A 21,109-nucleotide genomic window follows, 5' to 3' on the forward strand; every position below is an offset into this window, starting at 1 on the left:
TTCTGTATCTTCGCGATCTACGTCACACCGTCGTGGCGTGCCTTCAGCCCCGAGGAGCCCACCTGATGCAGGAGTACTCCAGCCCCGCCACCTTCCAGATCCCGGACGACGCCGCGCTGTCCGACGCGGTCACCCGGAACGCCGCCGAGCACCCCGACCGGGTCGCCCTGAGCCGCAACACCGGGAGCACCTGGGCGCCGGTCACCAGCCGCGAGTTCGCGCAACAGGTGACCGCACTGGCCCGCGGGATGGTGGCAGCGGGCGTGGGACCCGGCGACCGCGTCGGCATCCTCAGCAAGACCCGCTACGAGTGGACCCTGGCCGACTACGCGATCTGGGCTGCCGGCGGTGTGGGCGTGCCGATCTACGAGACGTCGTCGCCCGAGCAGGCGCAGTGGATCCTCTCGGACTCCGGCGCGGTCGCCGTCGTCGTCGAGACCGCGGTGCACCAGTCGCTGGTGGAGTCGGTGCGCGCCGACCTGCCAGGCCTGCGCGAGGTGTGGCAGATCGAGTCCGGTGACCTGGACGCCGTCGCCGCGCGCGCCGGCGAGGTGGGCGACTCCGTGCTCGACGAGCGACGCGCGACGCTGAGCACCGAGAGCCTGGCGACGATCATCTACACGTCGGGGACGACGGGCCGACCCAAGGGCTGCGAGCTCACGCACGGCAACCTGCTCTACGTCGCCGAGCTCGCGCCGTCGGTCATCCCCGCCATGGCCGCCGAGGGCGGGAGCTCGCTGCTCTTCCTCCCACTGGCCCACGTCTTCGCCCGGATCATCGAGGTCGGCTGCATCCAGAACGGCGCCCGACTGGGGCACACCGGCGATCTGGTCTCGCTGCTGGCCGATCTGGGCACATTCCAGCCGACGTTCCTGGTCGCCGTTCCGCGCGTCTTCGAGAAGGTCTACAACGGCGCGCGGCAGAAGGCGGTCGCCGGCGGCAAGGGTGCGATCTTCGACCGCGCCGAGGGCGTGGCCGTCGCCTGGTCGAAGGCGCAGGACACCGGTGGCGCGGGGCTCGGGCTGAACCTGCAGCACAAGCTCTTCGACGCGCTGGTCTACGGCAAGCTCCGGGCGGCCATGGGCGGCAAGGTGCAGTACGCGCTGTCCGGCGGCGCCCCGCTGGGCGAGCGCCTGGGCCACTTCTTCCGCGGCATCGGCGTCACCATCCTCGAGGGCTACGGCCTCACCGAGACCGCCGGCCCGGCCACCGTCAGCGGTCCGGAGGCGCTGAAGGTCGGCACCGTCGGGCGTGCCGCCCCCGGCTCGGCGGTGCGCATCGACGACCTCGGCGAGATCCTCGTGCGCGGCCCGCAGGTGTTCCGCGGCTACTGGAACAACCCGACCGCGACGGCCGAGACGATGCGCGACGGCTGGTTCGCCACCGGCGACATCGGGGTCCTCGACGACGAGGGCTACGTGACGATCACCGGCCGGATCAAGGAGATCATCGTGACCTCGGGCGGGAAGAACGTCTCCCCCGCCACCCTGGAGGACAAGATCCGGGCGCATCCGCTGGTGAGCCAGTGCATCGTCGTCGGCGACAACCGGCCCTACATCGGCTGCCTGATCACCCTGGACGCCGAGGCGCTGCCGGGCTGGCTGGAGTCGAAGGGCCGCCCGACCGGGACGGCGGTGACCGACCTGGTGGACGACCCGGAGCTCGTGGCAGAGATCCAGGCCGCCGTCGACAAGGCCAACGCGCAGGTGTCGCGCGCGGAGTCGATCCGCTCGTTCGCCATCCTGCCCGTCGAGTGGACGGTCGAGGGCGGGCAGCTGACGCCGTCGCTGAAGCTCAAGCGGTCGGTGGTCATGAAGGAGTTCGCTCCCGAGGTGGAGAAGATCTACTCCTCCTGACGCCGAGGGTTTCCATGCAGGAAACAGTGCGCTACTGTTTCCTGCATGGAAACCCCTGCTGGGCCCTCCCCCACACCGGACGAGGCGCGCGAGTCGCTGCGACAGCTCGCCGAGGACCAGGACGCAGTGCGCTACCCGCCCATCCCCTACTGGTTCTTCGTCGTCATGGCCGCCGCGATCGCCGGCCTCCACCTGGTGCAGCTGCTCCCGGATTCCGACGCCGGCCGGATGACCCAGTTGGTGGGGATCGTGGCCATCGCCGCCGGCGCGGGCGGACTCGGGCACCGGTACTGGCTCAACCGCGACGGCGTCTCCTGGGTCACCCCGCGGCTCGCGGACATGGTCCCGTTCCTGCTGGGGACCTCGGGCACCTACCTGCTGTGCCTGGCGCTCGACGAGACGACCGGCGCCCGGTGGGTGTTCCTGGTCGGCGCCGCCGTCGCCGCCTCGGTCGTCCTGGTCACCGGGTACCGCTACGTGAAGATCTACGGCGATGGCCGCTGAGACGGTCGCCTTCGACGAGGTCATCCATGCGCCGCAGCGCCTGCGGATCTGCGCGATGCTCAGCGCCGCGCAGAGCATCGAGTTCGGCGTCCTCCAGGACCGGCTCGGCCTGTCGAAGTCCGCGCTCAGCAAGCAGCTCGCTCACCTGGTCGAGGCCGGCTACGTGCAGCAGGAACGCGCCGTCCGGGACGGCCGGAGCCGCCTGTGGCTCTCGCTCACCCGCGAGGGGGCGCGTGCCTACGCCGGACACGTCCGGGCACTGCGGGAGATCGTCGACTCCGAGGTGGAGAACCCCGGATAACACGATCCGCGCACGGCGAGGGGACGCGCGGGACGGGTGGGGCGGATGCGCCGAACACGCACCCGGCGGTGCTGGCCTCGCGGCGTGCCGCCTCGGACCCTGGGTCCATGACCACCGTTTACGCGTACGGCACGGCACACGCGGTCGTGATGGTCGGCTCCTTCGGCGCAGAGGGCCTCCAGCCCCGCCAGATCGGCCCGGCGCACGCCACCATCGGCCGGGTCGGCGGGCAGAGCCGCAAGGCGCTGTGCGGCGCGTACGTCTCCGTCGACGAGCAGCTCCCCTGGCCGCCGGAGGGCTACGAGCAGCAGCAGCTCTGCCCGGACTGCAACCAGCTCGCCTCGCTCTGACCCACCTCCGCGCTCAGCCTCCGGCCACGGACGGCAGCACCTGCACCTGCGCCCCGTCGCGCACGGTCGTGGAGAGCCCGGCGAGGTAGCGGACGTCGTCGCCGTCGACGTAGACGTTCACGAACCGCCGCACCCGGCCGGTCTCGTCCCGCAGCCGCCTGCCGAGCATCGGATGGCGGATCGCCAGCTCGTCCAGCACGTCGGCGAGGGTGCCCCCCGACGGGTCGACGTCGAGGTGCTTGCACCCGCCGGCCAGGTCGGCGAGCACGCCCGGCAGCACCACCTGGACGGTCACGGCAGCTGCACCGCGCGGACGCACAGGACGTCGGGCAGGTGCTCGGCCACCACCGCGAACGACTCGCCCTCGTCGGCGCTGGCGTAGACGCAGCCGTCGCGGGTGCCCACGTAGACGCCCGTCGGATCGGCCTCGTCCACGCAGAAGGCATCGCGCATCACGGCCGTCCACGAGGCGTCGGGCAGTCCTGTCGCGGACTCGGACCAGCTGGCGCCGGCATCCCGGGTGCGGTGCACGCGCAGTCGCCCGGCCGGCGGCACCCGCTGCATGTCGGCGACCAACGGCACGACCCACGCGGTGCCGGGTGCCGACGGCGACGCGGCGATCGGGAAGCCGAAGTCGGCGGGGAGCCCGTCGGCGATCGAGGTCCAGTTCCGGCCGGCGTCCTCGGTGCGGAAGACGCCGAAGTGGTTCTGGGCGACCAGGGTGTCCGGTCCGGCCGCGTCGACGGCGACCTTGTGCACGCACTGGCCGTACTCCGGCGGCTCGGGCAGGAAGGGCGCGGTGATCCCGCGGTTGCGCGGCTCCCACCGCTCGCCGCCGTCCTCGCTGACGTAGACGCCGCCGGTGCTCATCGCGATCGTCACCCGGTCCGACGCCGGGTCGGGCAGGATCGTGTGCACCGCTCCCCCACCGCCGCCGGGCTCCCAGGTCGGCCGGTGCGGGTGGTCCCAGTGGCCGCGGACGAGGGAGAAGCTGCACCCGCCGTCGGTGCTGCGCCACAGCGAGTGCGGCTCGCAGCCCGCCCAGACGACGTCGGGCCGGTCGGCGGAGTCCGGGCGCAGCTGCCAGACGCGTTCCAGCGCCGCACCGGTGTCCTCGGGGAACCGGATCGCGCCGGAGTCGGTCTCGTGCCAGCTCGCCCCGAGGTCGTCGGACCACATGACGGTCGGTCCCCAGTGGCCGTACTGGATCCCGGCGAGGACCCGCGGGTTCGCCCGCCGGGTGTCCACGCAGACGGCCGCGACCTCCTGGGCGAGGAGGTGCGGGCCGTCCAGCGTCCAGGTGCGGCGCCCGTCCTCGCTGCGGGCCAGCCACAGCCCCTTGCGCGTTCCGATGGCCAGCAGATCGGTCATGACACCCTCCGAGTCGACGGTTCTCGGAAGGTAGACCGGGCGGGCCGGCGGAACTCAGCGGCGAGTCGCGCCCCCGTCGGTGGTGCCGTGCTGCGGGTGCTGTCCGTCCGGGGTGAGGCCCGGTGCGAGGCGCTGGGCCTCGCTGCGCAGCTTCTCGGCCGCACTCCGGTCCTCGTCCGCCCGGGCTGCCCGCTCCCGGGCCTCCTGCTCGGTCAGCGCGGCACGCTCCTGGACCTCGGCCATCTCGCGCCGGGCCGCCGCGGCCTGCTCTTCGGCGAGCGCCTGCTCCTTGTCCGCGCGGGCGGCCCGGATCTGGGCCTCCTGCAGGTTGTCGCGCGCCTGCTCGCGGTGCTGCGCCTCGCGGCGCGCCTTCGCGACGCGGCCCCGCTTCATCAGCGCCAGCGCCAGCAGCGCGAGCAGTACCAGCACGACGGCGACGATGAGCACGATCTGCCAGGTCTCCACGGCAACCCCTCCTCTGAAGTCGGGTCGTGGGTGCCCGGCGTCACAGCCGAGGAAACGCCGCCGGCCTGCCGATGATCACTTCAGGGCGCTGCCGGCCTGCCACTCGTCCCACGGGATCGCCCAGTCGTAGATGTCCCCGTCGGCCGCGGAGAGGGCGGGCCCTTCCGAGTTCCTGATCTCCACGACGTCGCCGGGCTGCGAGAAGTTGTAGAACCACGCGGCGCGCTCGGTCGAGAGGTTGATGCAGCCGTGCGACACGTTCTCCCGGCCCTGCTGGCCCACCGACCACGGCGCGGCGTGCACGAACTCGCCGTTGTTGGACAGCCGGACCGCGTACTCGACCGGCGTGCGGTAGCCGTTCGGGCTGTCGACCGGGGTGCCGTAGGTGCTGGAGTCCATCACCCGGTTGCGGTTGAGCTCGGTGACGACGTGCGGGCCGTTGCGGCTCGGGAAGTCCGGGCCTCCCGCGCTCATCGGGTAGGTCTGCACCAGCTGGTCGCCGTCGAAGACCTCCATGGTGTGCGTCGCGGCGTCGGCGATCGACACGTGGCGCTCACCGATGGAGAAGGAGACCGTGCGGTCCTTCTCGCCCCACATGCCCTCGCCGAAGTTCACGCCGTACAGGTTGGCGTCGAGGGTGACCTCGATGTTGGCCGGCCAGTACTCCGACGGGCGGAAGTGCACCTCGGAGTCGTCGAGCCAGCTCCACACGCCGTCGGTGGGCGTGGTGCTGGTGACCTCGAGGTGGCTCTCGACAGCGGCCTTGTCGGCGACCGGGTCCTCGAAGTAGACGCGGATCGGCATGCCGACGCCGACGGTCTGCCCGTCGAGCGGGCCGACCGAGGGGGTGGTGACGTTCTCCGGGGTGACGGTGGTGAAGGTCGACGTCGCCGTCGCCTCCTCGTCGTCGTCGTTCGTGGCGGTGGCCGTCAGCGTGTAGCTGGTGCCGTAGGCCAGCGGCGTCTCCGGCACCCAGACCTGACCGGCGGGTGCGTCCTCGGCCGGTTCCTCCGCAGCCTCCTCACCGGCGGCCGGCTCCTCGTCGGCCGCCGGGGCCACCGCACCCGCGACGGGGGCGCCGCCCGCGTCGGTCACCGTGACCTCGCCGAGCTCACCGCCGTCCACCGAGATCTCCAGCGGGACGACCGGGGAGACGTCGACCGACCCGTCGGCGACCGCGAGCTCGATGGTCGCCGGCTCGGCCTCGGCGGCGGGCTCAGCGGACTTCCCGGCGTCGTCCCCGCTGCACCCGGCCAGGAAGACCAGCGTCCCCGCGGCGATCATCGCGGCTGTCCGTCGCACCTGCACCGACTCCTCATTCCCCCGCCTCGTCCCACCCGGGACGAGCTCGTCCTCATCAGTGTCCACAAAGATCTGACACTCCGTCGGCTGCCACGTGTGGCGAAGCACTCCCCGGACACCTGCCATGTCCACCGCACCGCACTGGTATCGTTCTCTCTCGTTGCCCGGCCAGCCGGTGCACCGCGCCATTAGCTCAATTGGCAGAGCAGCTGACTCTTAATCAGCGGGTTCGGGGTTCGAGTCCCTGATGGCGCACCAGGATCGACGAAGCGGCTCCTCCCTCCGGGGAGGGGCCGCTTCGTCGTTCACGTGCGCCTCCAAGCCCTGCGCATCAGACGGGCTGCAGCACCTCGACGTCGACGTGGATGCCGTCGAGGACGTAGGCCGCCCGGCGCCGCGACTGCTCGGGCGTCGAGCCGGCGGCGATCACGTGCCCGAGGTAGCCGGTCGGTGTCCCGGGCGCCTCGGTCTCGGCGCCCACGTCGGCGAAGACCTCGGCCACCAGGAAGCCCGGGATCGCGGCGCCGTCGCGCACGCCCGACACCTGACGCACTCTCCCCGCCGAGTGCGACAGGAGGACCATGCGCGTGCACGCCTCCTCGGCCCGCGCCGGCCGCTCCGCCGGGACCGGCTCGCCCAGCAGCAGGGCCACCGCAACCTCCGCGGTGTCCACGCCACTGACGCGGTCCACGCAGAACTGGGCACCCGAGGCGGCCGGGCGCGCGTGCAGCGTGGTCAGCATCGGTCCCGCCGGCCCGAGCACGAACTCCAGGTGGAACAGGCCGCAGTCGTACCCCGACGCGGCGACCGCGGCGGCGACGAACGCGGAGGCACCGGCGGCCGGGGGCCGGCGCGTCGCCGTCATGGCCAGCTCGGTGAACTCCGGCGGCGGCGTCATGACCTGCTCGGACCACGCCAGCACCACCGGCCGCCCGTCGACGACGTAGCCGTCGGCCGCGAAGCGGGGGCCGTCGACGTACTGCTCGACGAGGAGCCGGTGCCGGGGGCGCAGTCCTCGGGCGTAGGTCGCGCGTCGGACGTGCTGGGCGGCGAGCGCGCGCAGCTCGCCGTCGTCGGCGACGATCGCGACGTCGTACCGCCGGGCGGCGTCCACGGGCGCGACGACGACGGGGTAGCCGAGGGCCGAGGTGAGGGCGGCCTCGGCGGTGCCCACCGACACCCAGGGCGCGACGGCGACCCCGGCCTCGACCATCGCCGCGCGGAGCACGATCTCGTCGTTGACCAGCGCGGGGGTTCCGGGGGTGGGGCCCCGCAGCCCGAGGGCGCGTGCCGCGAGGGCGGTCGACTGCAGGAAGCCGTCGACGGCGGTCGTCACGGCGGCGACGGTTCCGGGCAGCCGCCCCAGGGCAGCGACGACGGCCGCGGGGTCGAGGGTCTCGCACTCGATCCACCTGTCGACCAGCCAGTCGGCGTCGTCGCCGTAGAACTCCCGGTCGCGCGCGAGCACCGCGATGCCCAGCCCCCGGGAGCGGGCCTGCTCGAGTTGCGCCACGGTCGCCACGTCGAGGCGCTCGCCTGCGCCGAACTCCGGTCGCACCGCTGAGCAGCGGCGGAGCAGCTCCACCGCGACGAACCAGCGGACCCCCAGCGGTTCCGACCTGGTGAGGCTCTGATCCAGCGCGCTCCGACCCTCTGCGCCCGACCCCCGTGCGCTCGACCCCGTCATGGGCGTGCCTCCCCGTTCGCTCACTGAGTCGCCGGACCATACCGGCCGGTCGGTATCATCCGGAAGTCTTTTCGTCCCGTGCCACGAAAGACCGGACGAGCCGTCCACGGGGGGAAGTGCGCAGCTCTGCGGAGGGTTGCTGCCGGTGTGACCAGCACGCCCGCCCTCCCCGACGACGTCGACGTCGACGTCGCGGTGATCGGCGCCGGTCAGGCGGGGCTGTCCACGGCCTGGGCGCTGGCACGGCAGGGCTTCGACCGCGGGACCGGCTTCGTCGTCCTCGACGGCGAGCCCGCTCCGGGTGGGGCCTGGCAGCACCGTTGGCCGTCGCTGACCCTCGGCACGACGCACCGGGTGCACGACCTGCCCGGCCTCCCGTTCGCACCCGACGACGACCGCGCCCCGGCCGTGCGGTCGGTGCCCGCCTACTTCGCCGAGTACGAGCGGAGTTTCGAGCTGCCCGTCGTCCGGCCGGTCCGGGTCGCCGCCGTCCGCCGGACCGACGACGGCCGGTTCCGCCTGGAGACCGACCGCGGCAGCTGGACGGCGCGGGCCGTGGTGAACGCGACCGGTACCTGGACGCGGCCGTTCGTCCCCCGCTATCCGGGGCAGGAGCAGTTCCGCGGCCGCCAGCTGCACACCGTCGACTACCGGACCGCCGAGGAGTTCCGCGGGCAGCACGTCGTGGTGGTCGGCGGCGGCGCGTCGGCCACCCAGCTGCTCGGCGAGATCTCCCGGGTCACCTCGACGACGTGGGTGACCCGTCGGCCCCCGGTGTGGCGGGAGGGCGTGTTCGACGAGAACGCGGGCCGCGAGGTGGTCGCGAGGGTCGAGGAGGCGGTCCGCGAGGGTCGCCGGCCGGGCAGCGTCGTCGGCCTCACCGGGCTGCTGGTCTCCACCCCCTACATCGCCGACGGGCTCGAGCGCGGAGTCCTCGAACGGCTGCCGATGTTCGATCGGATCACCGAGGACGGCGTCGCCTGGGCGGACGGCAGCTTCCAGCGCGCCGACGTCCTCCTCTGGGCCACCGGCTTCCGGGCCGCGGTGAACCACCTGGCCCCGCTGCACCTGCGCGGACCGGGCGAGGGGTTCCGCCTCGACGGCACCCAGGTGGTCGGTGAGCCGCGGGTGCACCTGGTCGGCTACGGCCCCTCGGCCAGCACCATCGGGGCCAACCGTGCAGGTCAGGCCGCCGCACGGGCGCTGCGGCGCGAGCTGCGCCCGGGTGCTCCCCCGTCCCGCGGCGACTGAGCCGTCAGGGACTGTTCAGGGTCCGATCAGGGCGCTCCCCGATGGTTGCCGGGCCGGCCCGCCGACAGGCTTCCGGCATGACTCCTCCCCCGACCGGCCGCCGGGCGATCACGTGATCACCGCCCGGAGCCTCACCAAGACCTACGGCGCCACGACCGCCGTCCACGGCGTCACGTTCACCGTCGAGCCCGGCCGGGTCACCGGCTTCCTCGGCCCCAACGGTGCCGGCAAGTCGACGACGATGCGGATGATCCTCGGCCTGGACCGCCCCACCTCCGGCAGCGTCACCGTCAACGGACGGCGCTACCAGGAGTACTCCGCGCCGCTGCGCGAGGTCGGCGCCCTGCTCGAGGCGCGGGCGCTGCACCCGGGCCGCTCGGCACGCGACCACCTGCGCTGGCTGGCCGCCAGCAACGGCATCCCCCGCGCCCGGATCGACGAGGTGCTCGGCCTCGTCGGGCTGGAGGCCGTCGCGGACAAGCGCGTCGGCAAGTTCTCCCTCGGCATGGGCCAGCGGCTGGGCATCGCCGTCGCACTGCTGGGCGACCCGCCGGTCGTCGTCCTCGACGAGCCGGTCAACGGGCTGGACCCGGAGGGCATCCGCTGGGTGCGCACCCTCGCCCGCGAACTGGCGGCGCAGGGCCGCACCGTCTTCATCTCCAGCCACCTCATGTCCGAGATGGCGTTGACCGCCGACCACCTCGTCGTCGTCGGCCGTGGCCGCATCCTCGCCGACTGCTCGATGTCGCAGTTCATCGCCGAGCACGCCGCGTCCTACGTGCGGGTCGCCAGCCCCCAGCGGGGCGAGGTCGCCGACCTCCTGCGCCGCTCCGGACTCGAGGTCGAGGTGCAGGACCAGGAGCTCCGGGTCCAGGGCCTCGACGCCGCCGGCATCGGCGAGCTGGTCGGGAGCAACGGGCTGCTGCTGCACGAGCTCACGCTCGTCCGCTCCTCCCTCGAGGAGGCCTTCATGACCTTGACCGCCGACAGCGTGGAGTACTCCGCGTCCACTCCCACCGGGATCCCCGCATGACCGTCACCGCGACCGACACGACCGTCCACCTCGACCCGGACCGGCACATCCCGGGCGTGCGCTCCCCCGGCTTCGCCGAGACGCTGCGGGCCGAGTGGATCAAGTTCTGGACCGTCCGCTCGACGATGTGGGCGACGGCGATGCTCTTCCTCCTCGGCGCCGGCCTGACCGTGCTGATCTGCGCGACCAACGCCGAGTGGCTGGCCAGCAGCGAGGCCGACGAGAGCCCCGGCTCGTTCATCACCTTCGGCATGACCTTCGCCCAGATCACCGCGATCGTGCTCGGCACACTGGCCGTCACCAGCGAGTACGGCACCGGGATGATCCGCGCGACGCTGGCCGCGACCCCGCGGCGTGGAGCGGTCCTGGCGGCCAAGGCGATCGTGCTCGTCGGCACGCTGTTCGTCGCCGGCGTCGTCACCGCCCTCGCCGGCTACCTGGGCGGCAACTTCTTCCTCGACCGGGAAGGCATCGGCCTGGCGCTCTCCGACGACGGCATGCTGCGGTCGATCCTCGGCAGCGGCCTGTACATGGCCGGGCTCGGGCTGCTGGCGGCGGCCGTCGGCCTGCTCGTGCGGCACACCGCCGCGGCGCTGTCGATCGTGCTGGCGCTGGTGTTCGTCGTCGGCACCATGGTGATGCTGCTGCCCGGCGCCTGGGGCGAGTGGACGTCCAAGCTCATGCCGGGGAACGCGGGCGCCTCGATCGCCACCCCGGTGTCGTTCAACCCGAACCTGCTCGACCCGTGGGTCGGCTTCGCGGTGTTCTGCGCCGAGGTCGCCGTCGTCCTGCTCGCCGGGTACCTGTCCTTCCGCCGTCGCGACGCCTGAGGAAGCACCCCCTGTGCCCCGGCCGGCCCGGCCGGGGCACAGTTGTGGCATGACCACGCCGGAAGCCGAGGCCGAGGGCCGCCGCCGCGCCGAGAAGCTGCTGGAGCACCTGTCCGAGGGCGAGGACGACGCCGTCGACGCGCTCCTCGCCGAGTGGACCGAGGTCCGCGACCTCGTCTACGTCGGTGCGGGGCTGACCGTGATCGCCCGCGCCGAGGGGCGGGTGCTGCCCACCGCCCAACGGGCGCAGGCGAGCACCCGGCAGGGGAAGCTCGGCGAGTTCCGCAACTCCCAGCGCGACGACCCTGCGGGCCTGCGCATCTGGTTGCGCAAGGCGGGCGAGGAGATCCTCTTCATCCGCTCGCTGCAGGCAGCGGTCGCCCGCCTGCCCTGACACCGAGCAGGGAGGCCCCGTGGCGCTGATGACGGTGGGGCACGGCCCCGAGCACCGCGACCCCCTGGGCGCTCGCCTGACGGCCGCCGGGGTGGAGCTCGTCGTCGACGTGCGGCGCTTCCCGGGCAGCCGGAACAACCCCGACGTCCGCCGGGAAGCGCTCGCCGAGTGGCTGCCGGCCGTCGGCATCGGCTACCGCTGGGAGGAACGCCTGGGCGGGCGTCGCTCGCTGCCGAAGGGCACCCCGGTGGTCGACGACTGGTGGACCGTCACGCAGTTCGCCGCCTACGCGGCGTACACCCGGACGCCGGAGTTCGCCGAGGGGCTGCACGAGGTGCTGCGCGAGGCGGAGGGTCGCACGGTGGCGGTGATGTGCAGCGAGAGCGTCTGGTGGCGGTGCCACCGGCGGATCGTCGCCGACGTCGCGGTGCTGGCCCACCGGTGCGACGTCGTCCACCTCATGCCCGACGGCCGGCTCGCCCCGCACCGCCCCTCCGAGGCTGCCGTCCTCCTCGACGGCGTCCTCACCTGGCCCCGCGCTGTTGATCAGGAGAGCTGATCATCAAGCGTCCTGGCTCAGCACCGGTGGTGAGCCAGGACGCCTAACGATCAGGTCAGCTGATCATCAGCAGGGGCGGAACGCCGCCCGGTCACTGCATGTGCGGGTAGGTGTGGTCCGTCGGCGGTGCGAACGTCTCCTTGATCGACCGGGTCGACGTCCAGCGCGTGAGGTTCTGCTTCGCGCCGGCCTTGTCGTTCGTGCCGCTGGCCCGCCCGCCACCGAAGGGCTGCTGGCCGACGACGGCGCCGGTCGGCTTGTCGTTGACGTAGAAGTTGCCCGCCGCGTGCCGGAGGAACTTCTGCGCGTGCGCGATCGCCGTGCGGTCCTGCGCGATGACCGCGCCGGTGAGCGCGTAGGGCGCCGCCGACTCCATCTGGGTCAGCACCGCGTCGTACTCGGCGTCCTCGTAGACGTGCACCGCCAGCACCGGGCCGAAGTACTCGGTGGTGAACACCTCGTGGCCGGGGTCGGTGCCCTCGATGATCGTGGGCCGCACGAAGAAGCCCTCGCGATCGTCGGCGGTGCCGCCCGCGACGATCGAGAGCGACGGGTCGGCGTCCACCCGGTCCAGCACGCCCGAGAGCTTCGAGAACGACTTCCGGTCGATGACCGCGCCCAGGAAGTTGGAGAAGTCGGTGACGTCGCCCATCGTCAGGGACTCGGTGACGCCGACGAGGTCGTCGCGCATCCGCGCCCAGACCGACCGCGGCACGTAGGCCCGGGAGGCCGCGGAGCACTTCTGCCCCTGGTACTCGAAGGCGCCGCGGACCAGCGCGGTGCGCAGCACGTCGACGTCGGCCGAGGGATGGGCGACGACGAAGTCCTTGCCGCCGGTCTCGCCCACGATGCGGGGGTAGCCGCGGTAGTTCGCGATGTTCTCCCCCACCGTGCGCCACAGGTGCTGGAAGACCGGCGTCGACCCGGTGAAGTGGATGCCGGCGAGGTCGCGGTCGGCCAGCGCGACCTCCGACACCGCCACGCCGTCGCCGGTCACCAGGTTGATGACGCCCGGCGGCAGGCCGGCCTCCTCCAGCAGCCGCATGAGGAAGTGCGCGGCGAACTGCTGGGTGGGCGCGGGCTTCCAGACGACGGAGTTGCCCATCAGCGCCGGAGCGGTGGGCAGGTTGCCGGCGATCGCGGTGAAGTTGAACGGCGTGATCGCGTAGACGAAGCCCTCGAGCGGCCGGTGGTCGCTGCGGTTCCAGGCCCCCGGCGAGGACTCCGGCTGCTCGGCCAGGATCTCGCGGGCGAAGTGCACGTTCCAGCGCCAGAAGTCGATCAACTCGCAGGCGCTGTCGATCTCCGCCTGCTGCGCGGTCTTGCTCTGGCCGAGCATCGTGGCCGCGTTCAGCGTCTGCCGCCACGGGCCGGCGAGCAGGTCGGCGGCGCGGAGGAACACCGCCGCCCGGTCGTCGAAGGAGAGCTCCGACCAGCCGGGTGCGGCCTCCTTGGCGCAGCGGACGGCGTCCTGCGCGTCGCCGGAGGTGGCGTGCGCCGCCGTGCCGAGGACGGCGGCGTGCCGGTGCGGCTGCACGACGTCGAACCGCTCGCCGGCGGCCATCCGCTGCCGGCCGCCGATCGTGCTGGTCAGCTCGACGGGGTCGGCGGCCAGCTCGGCCAGCCGCCGCTGCAGCTCGTCGCGCTCGGGAGTGCCCGGCGCATAGGTGAGCACCGGCTCGTTGCGGGGGCCGGGAACTCGGGTGACGGCGTCCATGGGGGTTCCTCTCAGGACTTCGTGATCAGCGAGCGGAGGAAGAAGGCGACGTTCGCCGGGCGCTCGGCCAGCCGGCGCATGAAGTAGCCGTACCAATCGGCCCCGTAGGGGACGTAGGCGCGCACGCGGGTGCCCGCGGCCGCCAGCCGGCGCTGCTCGTCGGGACGGATGCCGTAGAGCATCTGCACCTCCCACGAGTCGGCGGCGCGGGAGTGCTGCGCGGCGAGCTCGTGCGCCCGGGTGACGATCACCGGGTCGTGCGAGCCGACCATCGGGTACCCGTCGCCGGCCATGAGGACCTCCAGGCAGCGCAGGTAGGCGGCGTCGACGTCCTTCTTCCCCCGGTGGGCGACCGAGGCCGGCTCGTCGTAGGCGCCCTTGACCAGCCGGACCCGCGACCCGCGGACCGCCAGCGCCGCCGCATCGGTCTCGGTGCGGTGCAGCATCGCCTGGAGCACGGCCCCGGTGCCGGGGTGCTTCCTACGCAGCTCGGCGAGCGCGGCCAGCGTCGAGTCGACGGTGCTGGAGTCCTCCATGTCGAGGGTGACCGTGGTGCCCATCGCCGTGGCCGCCTCGACGACCGGGCGGACCAGCTCCAGGGCGACGTCGTGCCCGCCGTCGGGCAGCGCCTGACCGAACGCCGAGAGCTTGACCGAGACCTCCGCCGCCGGGCCGAGCGCCAACGGGGCCAGCCCCTCCAGCAGCGCGAGGTAGGCGTCGCGGGTGCGCAGCGCGGTCGCGCGGTCGGTGACGTCCTCGCCGAGGTGGTCGAGCGTCACCGCGACGCCGTCGGCGCGCAGCCCGGAGACCGCCCGCAGCGCGTCGTCCAGGTGTTCCCCGGCGACGAACCGGTCGACGACCCGCCGGGTGGCCGGCGTGCCGGTGACGGCGACGCGGAGACCGGGCCGCCGGGATGCGACCAACAGGGCCTTCTGCAGCACCACGACAGCTCCTCGGCAGACGGATCCGGACACCGCGAACGCTAGGCACCCCCACCCGTCGGGGCCAGGGACAGATGTCGGGACTTCGGCCGTCTGGTCTCATACAGCTGTACGAGACGACGAGAGGGTGTGGCACCGCTGCGCGACGACCTGCAGGACCTGGTGGACGAGGTGTCGCGGGTGCTGGCCGCGCCGGCCACCCTCGAGGACGCCGACTTCACGCTGCTCGCGTTCTGCGCCCACGACGACAGCGGCGCCGATCCGATGGACGCCGTCCGCACGCGGTCGATCCTCACCCGCGGATCGGCCCCGGAGACCCGCCGCCGCTTCGAGGACTTCGGCATCACCGCGGCGACCCGGCCGCTGCGCACACCCGCGGACCCGGCGTCGGGCATCCTCACGCGACTGGTCCTGCCCGTGCGGCACGGGGACCGCACGCGTGGCTACCTGTGGCTGCTCGACGGCGGCCGGATCGACCCCGACGACGACGCCGACCCGGCTCTCGTCCGCGCGATGGACCTGGCCGCCACCGCCGGTCGGCTGCTGGCCGACCGGACTCCGGACGATCTGGGGCGGGCGCTCGCCGGCGCCCTGGGTGGGCGCCCCGGAGCGCGGGCGCAGGCGGAGCGCCGGCTCGCCGACCGCCTGACCGACGACGTCGCGCAGGTGCTCGTCGCGCTCTCCCCTGCCGGCGGTCTCCCGGCCGGCTGGCGGCTCCCGGGGGCCGGGGCCGTGGCCACCCCCATGTCCGACGCTGCCGGAGCCGACGCCGCGGTGGCCGTCCTCGTTCCGCTGGCGTCCGCCGGTGACCTCCGCCCGGCGGGCGCGCTGGCGGCCGCGTCGCTCCGGTCCCTGCCGGCGGGGAGCTCCGCCGGTGTCTCCCTCGTGCGCCGGGGCACCGGCCAGCTCGCCGCGCAGTGGCGGGAGGCACGCGCGGCGGCCCGGGTGGCCGGAGCCGTGTCGCGCTTCTCGCCGGTGGCCCACTGGGCGGAGCTCGGCGCCTGGCGCGCGATCAGCGACCTTCCCGGCCCCGATCCGGCGGTGCTGCCGCTGCTGGCCGATCCGGTGCTCACGGAGACCGCCGAGACCTACCTCGACGCCGCCGGCAGCGCCGCGCGCACGGCCGAGGCGCTGCGCATCCACCGGCAGACGCTGTACTACCGCCTCGGCCGCATCACCGAGCTCACCGGGCTGGACCTCACCGACGGGGACGACCGGCTGCTGCTGCACGCCGGCCTGCGCGCGGCCCGCCTCTCCGGGCTCGACCGCCCCTGACCCGACCCGGTCACCTACGCTCGGACCCGATGGCTGCGGACGACACGACAGAGCACCAGGACGACCGCAGCGACCGCGACGTCCTGCGGCGGCTGCGCACCGGCACGGCCGCCGAGCACGAGGCGGTCGAGGCCACCCTGGACCTGCTGGATCCCCGGCTGGACCGCGACCGGCTCGGCCGCGCGCTCGCCGTGATGCACGGTTTCTGGGTGGCCGCCGAGCACGGCCTCGACGAGTGGGCGGCCCGCTGCCCGGCGGACGCCGCCGCCGTGGACTGGCCCCGGCGCCGGCGGGCGGACCTCTTCGCCGCGGACCTGCGCGCCCTGGGCGCCGACGTCCCGGACGACGCCCCGCAGCTGCCGGCCGTGACCGGCACCGACGAGGCGCTGGGCCGGCTGTACGTGCTGGAGGGCTCGACCCTGGGCGGCACGTTCATCGACCGGCACCTGGCGACGCTGCCTCCCCTCGCCGACGTGCGCATCGCCGCCTTCTCGCCCTACGGCCCCGAGACCGGGGCGATGTGGGCGGCCTTCCGCCGGTTCACCCGAGCCCACGTCGCCGCGGGAGGCGAGGTGGACCGGATCGTCGCCGCCGCCCGGGAGACCTTTCAGGCGCTGGCCGAGCACTGCGCACCGGCCGCCAGCTCGGCCCAGGTGCCGGCGTGACCGGCGTCGATCCCGCGGTCGACTTCCTGGCACCCGGCACGCCGGTCGACCTGTCCAACTGCGAGCGCGAGCCGATCCACGTCCCGGGCAGCATCCAGCCCCGCGGTGTGCTGATCGTGGTGAGCGACGCCGACTGGGTGGTCCAGCAGGCCTCGGCGAACCTCGCCGAGCTCACCGGGGCGCGCGGGGCGGACGCCATCGGCCGCCCGCTCTCCGACGTGCTGGGCCCGGCCGCCGCCGGCGCCGTCATCCGCTCCGCCAGCGCGTTCGGCGACCTGCGCGAGCGGAACCCGGTGGAGATCACCCTGGACCTCGACGGCGACCCCGTCCCGGTGGACGCCCTGCTGCACCGGGCGGTGCTCGAGCAGGCCACGGTGGACGCCGGGGACGGGCCCGTGGCGGCGGATCCGCTGCCGCTGTCGAGCCTGGTGATCGAGCTGGAGCCGGCGCGCGGGCCGCGACCGTTCTCCTTCCCGAACACCTACCAGGCGATCCGCGGAACGGTGGCGGCGCTGAACCGCGCCTCCTCGCTGCCGGAGCTGTACGACATCACCGCGCAGGCGGTGCGCTCCCTCACCGGCTTCGACCGGGTGATGGTCTACCGCTACGACGCCGACTACAACGGCGAGGTCGTCGCGGAGGCGAAGCGCGAGGAACTCAACTCCTTCCTGGGGCTGCACTACCCCGCCTCGGACATCCCGGCCCAGGCGCGGGCGCTGTACGAGAAGAACTGGATCCGGTTGATCTCCGACGTGGACTACACGCCGGTCCCCATCCAACCGGTCGACCACCCCGTGACCGGCGGCCCGCTGGACCTCACGTACTCCACGCTGCGCAGCGTCTCCCCCATCCACGTGGAGTACCTGCACAACATGGGCGTGCGCGCCTCGATGTCGATCTCGCTGCTGCGCGGCGACAAGCTGTGGGGGCTCATCGCCTGCCACCACTACAGCGGACCGCACGCCCCGCCCTACGCCACCCGTGCGGCAGCCGAGTTCCTCGGCTCGACCCTCTCGGTGCGGCTCATCGACCGGGCTGCCGACGACGAGGTCGAGCGCGCACTGCGGGTGCGATCCACCCTGGCCTGGCTGACCGCCGCCGCGCTCGACGAGGACCGCACGCTTCCCGAGACCCTGCTCGGCCACCCCAGCCTCCTCGACGTCCTGGACGCCGACGGTGTCGTGGTGAACCTCCAAGGGCACTGCGGCACCGCAGGCGCCGACCTGCCCCCCGCACTGGCTGACGGCATCGCCGCGTGGGCCGCGGCCCGAGGTGAGGACGTCGTCGCCACCGACACCCTGGGCGTCGACGCGCCGCATCTGAGGGCACCCGAGGAGCTCGCCTGCGGCGTGCTGGTCCTGCCGCTTCCGGAGGGCCAGTACGTGCTGTGGTTCCGCGGCGAGGCGGTGCGGCACATCGACTGGGGCGGCGACCCGCACAACAAGGCGATCGCCGAGCGCGAGGGCGACTCGGTCCGGCTGAGCCCCCGCAAGTCCTTCGAGCGGTGGCGGGAGACGGTCCGCGGCCGGTCGGAGTCGTGGACGGCGCAGGAGGTCGCCGAGGTGACCGAGCTGCGCACGCACCTCCTCGAGGCGCTGTACGCGCGCTCGCGCAGCATCGTGCGGGCCGCGGAGACGCTGCAGCGCAGCCTGCTGTCCGACCCGCCGCAGCCCGACGACCTGGAGATGGGCGTGCGGTACGTGCCCGCCACCCGCGAGGCCCAGGTCGGTGGCGACTGGTACGACGTCTTCCAGCAGCCCGACGGCTCCACGATGCTGGTGATCGGCGACGTCGTCGGTCACGACACCGAGGCGGCCGCGACGATGGCTCAGCTGCGCGGCCTGCTGCGCGGCATCGCCTACGACAACGGAGCCGGCCCGGCGACGGTGCTCTCCCGGCTGGACGCCGCGATCCAGGGCCTGGACATCGACGCCATGGCCACCGTGCTGGTCGCCCGGCTGGAGCAGACCCCGGAGGAGCAGGAGCGGGGCGTCTCACGGCTGTGCTGGGCCAGCGCCGGCCACCTGCCCCCGCTCGTGGTCGCGCCCGACGGCACGCAGCGGCTGCTGGACTCCGGCCGGCCCGGTCTGCTGCTGGGCGTCGACCCGACCCGCCCCCGGACCGCGCACGAGCTGGAGATCGAGCGGGGCTCGACCCTGCTGCTCTACACCGACGGGCTGGTCGAGCGCCGCGACCAGGTGTTCGACGACGGCGTGGAACTGCTGGGAGCGGCCCTGGCCGACCTGCGCCACCTCCCCGTCGAGCGGATGTGCGACGAACTGATCCACCGGCTCATCCCCGAGGGCGCGGAGGACGACGTCGCCCTCGTCGCCGTCCGCCTGCGCCCCGGGGAGCGCTGACCGGCCGGCTGAGGCTGCGGACTGCGCGGGCGGCGGCGCCCGGGCAGGATCGGGCGATGGACACCGGAGCTGCAGGCTTGGATGCATCGGCCGTCGTGCGCGAGCTCGTCCGCCGCCCCACGGTCTCGGGCAGCGCTCCCGCCCAGCGGGACTGCATGGGGCTGGTGACCGAGGTGCTCCGCGAGCGCGCCCCGCACCTCGACGTCCGCGTCGGTCGCGACCCGGACCGGCCGTGGACCCTGCTGCGGACGCCCACCGATCCCGACCGCCCGCAGCTGCTCCTGGCCTGCCACGTCGACACCGTGCCGGTCCCCGAGCCCGCGGCCTGGCAGCGCGACCCGTTCGGCGCCGACGTCGAGGACGGCCGGGTGTGGGGTCGGGGCGCCAGCGACATGAAGGCGGGACTGGTCGCCGCAGCGGCCGCCCTGGCCGCGACCGACCCGGAGGTCCCCGTCGCCCTGCTGCTGACCAGCGACGAGGAGATCGGCTCGAAGGGGGCCGCCGCCGCGGCCGGCGCCGTGGACGAGCAGTCGATCGGCGCCGTCATCGTTCCCGAGGCGACCGGCAACCAGGTCGTCCTCGGCCACAAGGGCGCGCTCTGGCTGGCGGTGCGGACCGCCGGGCGAGCGGCTCACGGCAGCACCCCGGAGCGCGGTCACAACGCCGTCCTCGATCTCGTCGCCGTCCTCTCCCGGGCTTCCGGGGCACTCCCCCTGGGCACCGATGCCTTCCTGGGGTCCGAGACGTGGAACTGCGGAATCGTCTCCGGCGGCACGGTGCCCAACGTGGTTCCCGACCGGGCCGAGGCGGTCATCGATCTGCGCACCGTGACCGACGGCGCCGCGCTCCTCGCCTGGTGGCGCGACCAGCCCGAGATCGCCGACGTCGAGGTGCGCGTGGACCTCCCGCCGGTCGGCACCCCGGCCGCTGACCCGTGGGTGGCCGCGCTGCCCGCGCCGGTGCTCCCGACCCCGGCCACGTACTTCACCGACGCCTCCGTGCTCGGTCAGGTGGTCGGCGGCGCCCCGATCGTGGTCTGGGGGCCGGGCACGCCCGCGGTCATGCACGCCGTCGACGAGTACGCCGAGCTGAGCGAGCTCGAGGAGGCGGTCGCGCTGTTCACCGGGGTCGCCGCCCGGTGGCCGCACTGACCGGGGTCAGTCGCCGCCGGGAGCGATGAACGTCGGCGTCAGCCCGTCGTCCGGCGGTCCGCTCACGGTCGGCCGGGGCAGCTCCTCCGCGACGGCCGGCGCCGGGGTCCGGGCGTCCCGCTCCAGCGCGGCGAGCAGCCGCTCCTCGTCGGGCGCCAGGTCACCCGGGCCCAGCCGGGTCGTCCGGCCGCCCTCGAAGCCCGAGGCCATCGCGGTCGCGGAGGTGGGGTCCTCGGGCTCGTTCACACCGCTGTTCCTCACCGGCGTCAGCGGGGGAAGTTCGGCTCGAGCCGGGGAACGATCTGCATCTCCGGGATGAACGCCGCCGGGTGCAGCGTGACCAGCGTCCGGATGGCATGGGCGACCGCGACCGGCGGCATCATCAGGTGCCCCGGGATGCCCCACTGCTCCATCATCGGGGTGTCCATCGCCGCCGGGATCACGCTCTGCACCCGGCAGGGGAACGGCCGCTCGCTCCCGTCGTCGGCCCGGACCGCCTTCTCCCGCAGCTCCCGCTGGATGCACTTGGTGGCGTTCAGGAAGCCGGCCTTGGAACCGTTGTAGGCGATCGCGCCGCTGCCGGAGGTGATGGCCGACAGGGAGACGACGTGCACGACGTCGGCGGTCCGCCCCTCGGGCAGGTGCTGGACCCGCTTCGTGAACTCGCTGGTGAGGAAGATCGGGCCCTCGCAGTTGACGGCCATGACCTTCCGGTAGTCGTCGAGGTCGATGTCGGTGATGTAGCCGGGCCGGTCGATGCCGGCCACGTTCACCAGGACGTCGAACGCGTCGCCGTGCCGGTCGAACAGCTGCTCCACCACCGCGCGGCGGCTGCCGTCGTCGGTGACGTCGAGTGGCACGACCTCGCCGGAGCCGCCGGCCGAGGTGAGCCGGCCGAGCGTCTCCTCGCTCCCGGCGGCGTCGATGTCGCCGATCGCCACGTGCGCCCCGGCCTCGGCCAGCGCCAGGGCGGTGGCCCGGCCCAGTCCGCTGGCGCCTCCCGTGACGAGTGCGACCCGACCCTCCAGCGGCCTGTCCATCCCACTCCCCCGTCGTCGTCCGTCTGCCGTCCCGGACAGCCTCGCCGACGATCGGGG

22 protein-coding genes and 1 tRNA gene are annotated in these 21,109 nt (G+C 73.7%); 14 read left to right on the plus strand and 9 right to left on the minus strand.

The window, feature by feature from the left end:
* Positions 1-65: 65 nt before the first annotated feature.
* The 4 genes from LBW97_RS04225 (at position 66) to LBW97_RS04240 (ending at position 3,011) form a co-directional block, all read left to right on the plus strand.
* Positions 66-1,856 carry a long-chain fatty acid--CoA ligase gene (locus LBW97_RS04225; protein WP_224498146.1) on the plus strand — a complete coding sequence of 597 codons (1,791 nt, stop codon included), beginning with the start codon at positions 66-68 and terminating at the stop codon, positions 1,854-1,856.
* A gap of 45 nt (positions 1,857-1,901) precedes the next feature.
* Positions 1,902-2,360 carry a hypothetical protein gene (locus LBW97_RS04230; protein WP_224498147.1) on the plus strand — a complete coding sequence of 153 codons (459 nt, stop codon included), beginning with the start codon at positions 1,902-1,904 and terminating at the stop codon, positions 2,358-2,360.
* Positions 2,350-2,661 carry a transcriptional regulator gene (locus LBW97_RS04235; RefSeq protein WP_224498148.1) on the plus strand — a complete coding sequence of 104 codons (312 nt, stop codon included), beginning with the start codon at positions 2,350-2,352 and terminating at the stop codon, positions 2,659-2,661. Before LBW97_RS04230 ends, LBW97_RS04235 begins: the two co-directional genes overlap by 11 nt.
* 107 nt (positions 2,662-2,768) lie before the next feature.
* Positions 2,769-3,011: a hypothetical protein gene (locus tag LBW97_RS04240; protein ID WP_224498149.1), complete on the plus strand. Its 243-nt coding sequence runs from the start codon at positions 2,769-2,771 to the stop codon at positions 3,009-3,011.
* A 13-nt stretch (positions 3,012-3,024) separates the two neighbouring features.
* Here the strand turns inward: LBW97_RS04240 and LBW97_RS04245 are convergent, their stop codons facing one another.
* The 4 genes from LBW97_RS04245 to LBW97_RS04260 all read right to left on the minus strand — a co-directional run bounded on the left by LBW97_RS04245 (position 3,025) and on the right by LBW97_RS04260 (position 6,149).
* A complete protein-coding gene (locus tag LBW97_RS04245) occupies positions 3,025-3,306 on the minus strand; it encodes a ubiquitin-like small modifier protein 1 (protein WP_224498150.1) in 282 nt (93 codons plus the stop codon).
* Positions 3,303-4,382, minus strand: coding sequence for a sialidase family protein (locus tag LBW97_RS04250; RefSeq protein WP_224498151.1), 1,080 nt, complete (start codon positions 4,380-4,382; stop codon positions 3,303-3,305). The genes LBW97_RS04245 and LBW97_RS04250 overlap by 4 nt, the downstream gene beginning before the upstream one ends.
* A gap of 54 nt (positions 4,383-4,436) precedes the next feature.
* Positions 4,437-4,847, minus strand: a complete 411-nt coding sequence (locus LBW97_RS04255) for a hypothetical protein (RefSeq protein WP_224498152.1) — start codon at positions 4,845-4,847, stop codon at positions 4,437-4,439.
* A gap of 75 nt (positions 4,848-4,922) precedes the next feature.
* Entirely contained in the window at positions 4,923-6,149 is a 1,227-nt protein-coding gene (locus tag LBW97_RS04260; RefSeq protein ID WP_224498153.1) for an Ig-like domain-containing protein, read from the minus strand.
* Between the two features lie 182 nt (positions 6,150-6,331).
* On the opposite strand from LBW97_RS04260, the gene LBW97_RS04265 reads away from it, so the two are divergent.
* Positions 6,332-6,407 (plus strand) — tRNA-Lys (locus tag LBW97_RS04265).
* Positions 6,408-6,480: 73 nt separating this feature from the next.
* On the opposite strand, the gene LBW97_RS04270 is transcribed toward LBW97_RS04265, so the two are convergent.
* Positions 6,481-7,734, minus strand: a complete 1,254-nt coding sequence (locus LBW97_RS04270) for an ATP-grasp domain-containing protein (protein WP_224498154.1) — start codon at positions 7,732-7,734, stop codon at positions 6,481-6,483.
* Positions 7,735-7,983: 249 nt separating this feature from the next.
* On the opposite strand from LBW97_RS04270, the gene LBW97_RS04275 reads away from it, so the two are divergent.
* The 5 genes from LBW97_RS04275 (at position 7,984) to LBW97_RS04295 (ending at position 11,903) form a co-directional block, all read left to right on the plus strand.
* Complete coding sequence (locus LBW97_RS04275) at positions 7,984-9,087, plus strand: NAD(P)-binding domain-containing protein (RefSeq protein WP_224498155.1); 1,104 nt, start codon at positions 7,984-7,986, stop codon at positions 9,085-9,087.
* Between the two features lie 112 nt (positions 9,088-9,199).
* The gene (locus tag LBW97_RS04280; protein ID WP_224498156.1) at positions 9,200-10,120 is read left to right on the plus strand and encodes an ABC transporter ATP-binding protein; all 921 of its coding nucleotides are present in this window, start codon (positions 9,200-9,202) and stop codon (positions 10,118-10,120) included.
* Positions 10,117-10,950 carry an ABC transporter permease subunit gene (locus tag LBW97_RS04285; RefSeq protein WP_224498157.1) on the plus strand — a complete coding sequence of 278 codons (834 nt, stop codon included), beginning with the start codon at positions 10,117-10,119 and terminating at the stop codon, positions 10,948-10,950. The genes LBW97_RS04280 and LBW97_RS04285 overlap by 4 nt, the downstream gene beginning before the upstream one ends.
* Before the next feature lie 49 nt (positions 10,951-10,999).
* On the plus strand, positions 11,000-11,344 hold the full coding sequence (locus LBW97_RS04290) for a hypothetical protein (protein ID WP_224498158.1): 345 nt from the start codon (positions 11,000-11,002) through the stop codon (positions 11,342-11,344).
* Between the two features lie 28 nt (positions 11,345-11,372).
* Positions 11,373-11,903, plus strand: coding sequence for a DUF488 family protein (locus LBW97_RS04295; RefSeq protein ID WP_224498243.1), 531 nt, complete (start codon positions 11,373-11,375; stop codon positions 11,901-11,903).
* Between the two features lie 91 nt (positions 11,904-11,994).
* Here the strand turns inward: LBW97_RS04295 and pruA are convergent, their stop codons facing one another.
* Together pruA and LBW97_RS04305 are read right to left on the minus strand one after the other, a co-directional pair.
* Positions 11,995-13,620 carry an L-glutamate gamma-semialdehyde dehydrogenase gene (gene pruA, locus LBW97_RS04300; RefSeq protein WP_224498159.1) on the minus strand — a complete coding sequence of 542 codons (1,626 nt, stop codon included), beginning with the start codon at positions 13,618-13,620 and terminating at the stop codon, positions 11,995-11,997.
* An 11-nt stretch (positions 13,621-13,631) separates the two neighbouring features.
* Positions 13,632-14,564 carry a proline dehydrogenase family protein gene (locus tag LBW97_RS04305; protein ID WP_224498160.1) on the minus strand — a complete coding sequence of 311 codons (933 nt, stop codon included), beginning with the start codon at positions 14,562-14,564 and terminating at the stop codon, positions 13,632-13,634.
* A 126-nt stretch (positions 14,565-14,690) separates the two neighbouring features.
* Between LBW97_RS04305 and LBW97_RS04310 the strand changes: the two genes are divergently transcribed.
* Genes LBW97_RS04310 through LBW97_RS04325 form a run of 4 tightly spaced genes read left to right on the plus strand, consistent with a single transcriptional unit; the run spans position 14,691 to position 20,012 of the window.
* Positions 14,691-15,836, plus strand: coding sequence for a helix-turn-helix domain-containing protein (locus LBW97_RS04310; protein WP_308010412.1), 1,146 nt, complete (start codon positions 14,691-14,693; stop codon positions 15,834-15,836).
* Positions 15,837-15,865: 29 nt separating this feature from the next.
* Entirely contained in the window at positions 15,866-16,501 is a 636-nt protein-coding gene (locus LBW97_RS04315) for a biliverdin-producing heme oxygenase (protein ID WP_224498161.1), read from the plus strand.
* Entirely contained in the window at positions 16,498-18,861 is a 2,364-nt protein-coding gene (locus LBW97_RS04320; protein ID WP_224498162.1) for a SpoIIE family protein phosphatase, read from the plus strand. The genes LBW97_RS04315 and LBW97_RS04320 overlap by 4 nt, the downstream gene beginning before the upstream one ends.
* A gap of 56 nt (positions 18,862-18,917) precedes the next feature.
* Positions 18,918-20,012, plus strand: coding sequence for a M20 family metallopeptidase (locus tag LBW97_RS04325; protein ID WP_224498163.1), 1,095 nt, complete (start codon positions 18,918-18,920; stop codon positions 20,010-20,012).
* Positions 20,013-20,018: 6 nt separating this feature from the next.
* On the opposite strand, the gene LBW97_RS04330 is transcribed toward LBW97_RS04325, so the two are convergent.
* Both LBW97_RS04330 and LBW97_RS04335 read right to left on the minus strand, forming a co-directional pair.
* Positions 20,019-20,258 carry a hypothetical protein gene (locus LBW97_RS04330; protein ID WP_224498164.1) on the minus strand — a complete coding sequence of 80 codons (240 nt, stop codon included), beginning with the start codon at positions 20,256-20,258 and terminating at the stop codon, positions 20,019-20,021.
* 20 nt (positions 20,259-20,278) lie between these two features.
* A complete protein-coding gene (locus tag LBW97_RS04335) occupies positions 20,279-21,052 on the minus strand; it encodes an SDR family NAD(P)-dependent oxidoreductase (RefSeq protein WP_224498165.1) in 774 nt (257 codons plus the stop codon).
* Positions 21,053-21,109 lie beyond the last annotated feature (57 nt).

The sequence above is a fragment of the Blastococcus sp. LR1 genome, assembly GCF_020166105.1.
Lineage (GTDB): Bacteria > Actinomycetota > Actinomycetes > Mycobacteriales > Geodermatophilaceae > Blastococcus.

Excerpts from the sequence above, each read along its gene's own strand:
- LBW97_RS04325 (WP_224498163.1), top strand. The coding sequence starts at position 18,918 with ATGGACACCGGAGCTGCAGGCTTGGATGCATCGGCCGTCGTGCGCGAG.
- LBW97_RS04290 (WP_224498158.1), top strand. The coding sequence starts at position 11,000 with ATGACCACGCCGGAAGCCGAGGCCGAGGGCCGCCGCCGCGCCGAGAAG.
- LBW97_RS04225 (WP_224498146.1), top strand. The coding sequence starts at position 66 with ATGCAGGAGTACTCCAGCCCCGCCACCTTCCAGATCCCGGACGACGCC.
- LBW97_RS04250 (WP_224498151.1), bottom strand. The coding sequence starts at position 4,382 with ATGACCGATCTGCTGGCCATCGGAACGCGCAAGGGGCTGTGGCTGGCC.
- pruA (WP_224498159.1), bottom strand. The coding sequence starts at position 13,620 with ATGGACGCCGTCACCCGAGTTCCCGGCCCCCGCAACGAGCCGGTGCTC.
- LBW97_RS04240 (WP_224498149.1), top strand. The coding sequence starts at position 2,769 with ATGACCACCGTTTACGCGTACGGCACGGCACACGCGGTCGTGATGGTC.
- LBW97_RS04235 (WP_224498148.1), top strand. The coding sequence starts at position 2,350 with ATGGCCGCTGAGACGGTCGCCTTCGACGAGGTCATCCATGCGCCGCAG.
- LBW97_RS04315 (WP_224498161.1), top strand. The coding sequence starts at position 15,866 with ATGGCTGCGGACGACACGACAGAGCACCAGGACGACCGCAGCGACCGC.
- LBW97_RS04295 (WP_224498243.1), top strand. The coding sequence starts at position 11,373 with ATGACGGTGGGGCACGGCCCCGAGCACCGCGACCCCCTGGGCGCTCGC.
- LBW97_RS04230 (WP_224498147.1), top strand. The coding sequence starts at position 1,902 with ATGGAAACCCCTGCTGGGCCCTCCCCCACACCGGACGAGGCGCGCGAG.
- LBW97_RS04335 (WP_224498165.1), bottom strand. The coding sequence starts at position 21,052 with ATGGACAGGCCGCTGGAGGGTCGGGTCGCACTCGTCACGGGAGGCGCC.
- LBW97_RS04285 (WP_224498157.1), top strand. The coding sequence starts at position 10,117 with ATGACCGTCACCGCGACCGACACGACCGTCCACCTCGACCCGGACCGG.